Origin of the sequence: Streptomyces lonarensis, from assembly GCF_012033735.1 — a bacterium.
GTDB lineage: Bacteria > Actinomycetota > Actinomycetes > Streptomycetales > Streptomycetaceae > Streptomyces > Streptomyces lonarensis.
In genome coordinates this window covers 1-2,700 of the sequence record NZ_JAAVJD010000398.1, presented here as the reverse complement: position 1 = coordinate 2,700, position 2,700 = coordinate 1, and the positions used below count along the sequence as shown (strand labels likewise).

The following is a 2,700-nucleotide window of genomic DNA, read 5'->3' as shown; positions in this document are numbered from 1 at the left end:
CCCGCACCGGCGGGCCGACGCCGCCCCCTCCGGCCGACCCGCCCACACCCGCGCCGACGCCCGCCCCCGCGGGGCCGACGGGGCCGGTCGCGGAGACCGGCAGCTTCCACCTGCCGCCGCCGGCGCCCCCCGCGCCCCCGGCGGGCGCTCCCGGCGGCACGCCGCTCTACGACCAGCCGACGACCGGTGCCCGAGTGCGAGGCGACGCCGCCGCGCCGTCTGCCCCGCCCGCACCGCCTCCCCCGCCCGGGGCCCCCGCGGGGCGGCCGGGGGACGAGCTTCCGGTGGCGCCCGGCCACGGGTACCCGGCGCCCGGCGATGGCTACGGCTACCCGCCGGCCGGCGGCGGGTACGGATACCCCGCGCCCGGCGTCCCCGGGGTCGCGGGCTCCGCGCCCGCCGGGAGCCCGCCGCTGTCGCAGGCCGGCCCGGGTGCCGCGTCCGCCGCCGCGACGGCGGGGAAGCCGGGCGGTGCGGCCACCTCCGGGCCGAAGCCCGCGGTGGCCGCAGCGCTGGTGCTGCTGGCGGTCGCCCTGATCGGCTTCGGTATCTGGGCGCTGCTCACCGCTTGACCCCGCACCGGACGCGGACCGCTCGGCCCGGGGGCCGGGCCGTCGCGGGGGCGCGCGGCCGGTGGACGAGCGCCTGTTCACCCGCCCCGGAGCGCACGGCATCGAAAGCGTCGCGGCGAGCCGCCGGGGGCCGGTCCGGACCTGACCGGTGCTCGGCAGTGCCGCCTGTCGGGGGACCGGCCACGGTTCGCCTGACGGCGGTGCTTGGACAACCGCGGGCATCGACACCCACGAACGACGCCCGCGCCGCCGCCTTCGCCCGATCCGGCCGGATCGGCGGGGCAGGCGGCCAAAGGGCAGGCGGGCCGTCGGCGGTCAGCCGACCTCCGGGCGCCGCCGCCCAGCCGAAGCTCCCGGCGGCCCGGGGCGCCGCCGCGGCTGCCGAATTCGCATCCGCGTACACCTGTCCCGACCCACCGCGCGGCGACGGCGCGCACCCCGAGACCGACGCCGACGCCGGGGCCGTGCTGTGCCGTGCCGTGCCGTGCCGTGAGTTGAACCGCACCGGGCCGGGCCGCTGTGCTCTGGCGTCGGCTACCCCGCGCGGTGTCCGGCGGCCGCGTCACGCCGGCCGAGGTAGTACCAGGTACCGACCACGCCGAGCAGCGCCACTCCCGCACCGATACCGGCGTAGCCGAGGAGTTCCCTGGTCTCGTCCCGCCCGGCGGCGGCCGCCTGCTCCGTGCCACCGTCGGCCCCCTCCTGGTCGAGCGCCTCCTCGTCGAGGCCGAAGCCGGCCTCGGCGAGGTCGCCGTCGTAGGTGGGCGCCGTGCCCGGCTCGTTGTGGAGTGCGATCCGCAGGGTCATGCCGACGGACTCGGCGTCCACCCGCTCCACGATGTCCTCGTGCAGGTGGACGACGACGTAGTGCCACCCGGCGACACGCGAGCGCGCCACGTAGCGGTCGAAGCCGGTCTCGAAACGGTTGTCGTAGGCGACCGGCTGGGTGAGCACCGCGAGTTCGGCGGGCTCACCGCTGTAGGAAGTGGTCGAGTTCGCGGCGGCCGGTGCCCGGTACGGGGTGTAGACGTCGACGCCCAGTGCGTTGATGACGCTGCCGTATCCCTCGCGCTGCGGCGCGTTGCTCAGTTCGACGCGGACGTCGAGTTGCTGGTGCCAGTCCACCGGAACGGCGTAGAAGCGGGTCGCCCCCGGCGGGAGGTCGTCACGCCAGACGCCGGGCTCCAGCGGCCGGGCGTCGTTGAAGCCGCTGCCGCCGGGCGCGCGTTCGGCCTGGCCGCTGGGGGCGGGCGGCAGGTCGTCCGAGGTCGTCCAGTCGCTCTCGGGCAGCACCTCGGTGTTGGCGGTCGCGGTGGGTTCCGCCATCACCCGCAGCTCCACCGGCCAGGCGGCGGGCGAGGAGGTGGGGGCGCTGGTTCGCGTCAGCCGCACCAGGTGGTTGCCGGCCTCCCGGCACCGGCCGTCGGGGGTGACGGTGCGGATCTGCGAGGCGGCGATCGGCCGTGCCGCGCCGTCGCTCTGGAAGGTGCGGCTCTCCGGGCTGCCGCAGGAGTCGCCGCCGGTGGTGGTGAGCGCGAGCTCGAACCCGTCGGCCGACGCGACCTTGGTGCCGGGCTCCGGTGCCGCCACCGCCGAGATGTAGACGTCCGACTCGGCGTCCAGCACCACGCTGTAGTACAGCGCGTCGCCGACGTCGAGTTCGTCGGTGTAGATCGTCCCGGCCTCCAGGGCGGGGGCGTCGGCGGAACCGGCCGTGCCCTCGACCGGTTCGGCGTCGGCGGCCGTCGCGTAGGCGACCGGGGCCCGAGGCTGGTCCAGGGCGTGGGCCGGGCCGGCCGACAGCAGGGGGAGGAGCAGCGCGCAGACACCGGCAGCGGCGAGCGGCGCGGCCACCGGCCGGGCGGCGCGTCGGGAGGGCGCGCCCGCGGGGTTGGTCCGGACGGCGGGGTGTCCGCCGTCGCCGCCGGTGGTCTCGGCCCGTCGGCCGCGGCCGGCCCGTCGTCCGGCCGTCGGCCCGCTGTCTCGGATCATCGCCCGCCATCCCCTGTCGTCCTGGTGGAACCGATGGCCCCGTCGGCCCGCGGTGTCGGCCCCGCTGCTGCGGCGCCGGGTGGTCGGCCCGGCCCCGCCGCGCCCCGGTCACTCCCGGGCGCACGCCCTCCTGCCG

At 78.3% G+C, this 2,700-nt stretch carries 1 protein-coding gene and 1 pseudogene; one reads left to right on the top strand and one right to left on the bottom strand.

Annotated features, from left to right (window positions below; genetic code table 11):
* Positions 1-572 (top strand): annotated as a pseudogene (locus HCN56_RS25965) (hypothetical protein); the annotation flags it as partial.
* 534 nt (positions 573-1,106) lie between these two features.
* Here the strand turns inward: HCN56_RS25965 and HCN56_RS24945 are convergent.
* On the bottom strand, positions 1,107-2,564 hold the full coding sequence (locus HCN56_RS24945) for a hypothetical protein (RefSeq protein WP_167974833.1): 1,458 nt from the start codon (positions 2,562-2,564) through the stop codon (positions 1,107-1,109).
* Positions 2,565-2,700: the final 136 nt, after the last annotated feature.

What these genes read in the sequence shown, in the direction of transcription:
- HCN56_RS24945 (WP_167974833.1), bottom strand. Translation starts at nt 2,564, where the DNA reads ATGATCCGAGACAGCGGGCCGACGGCCGGACGACGGGCCGGCCGCGGC.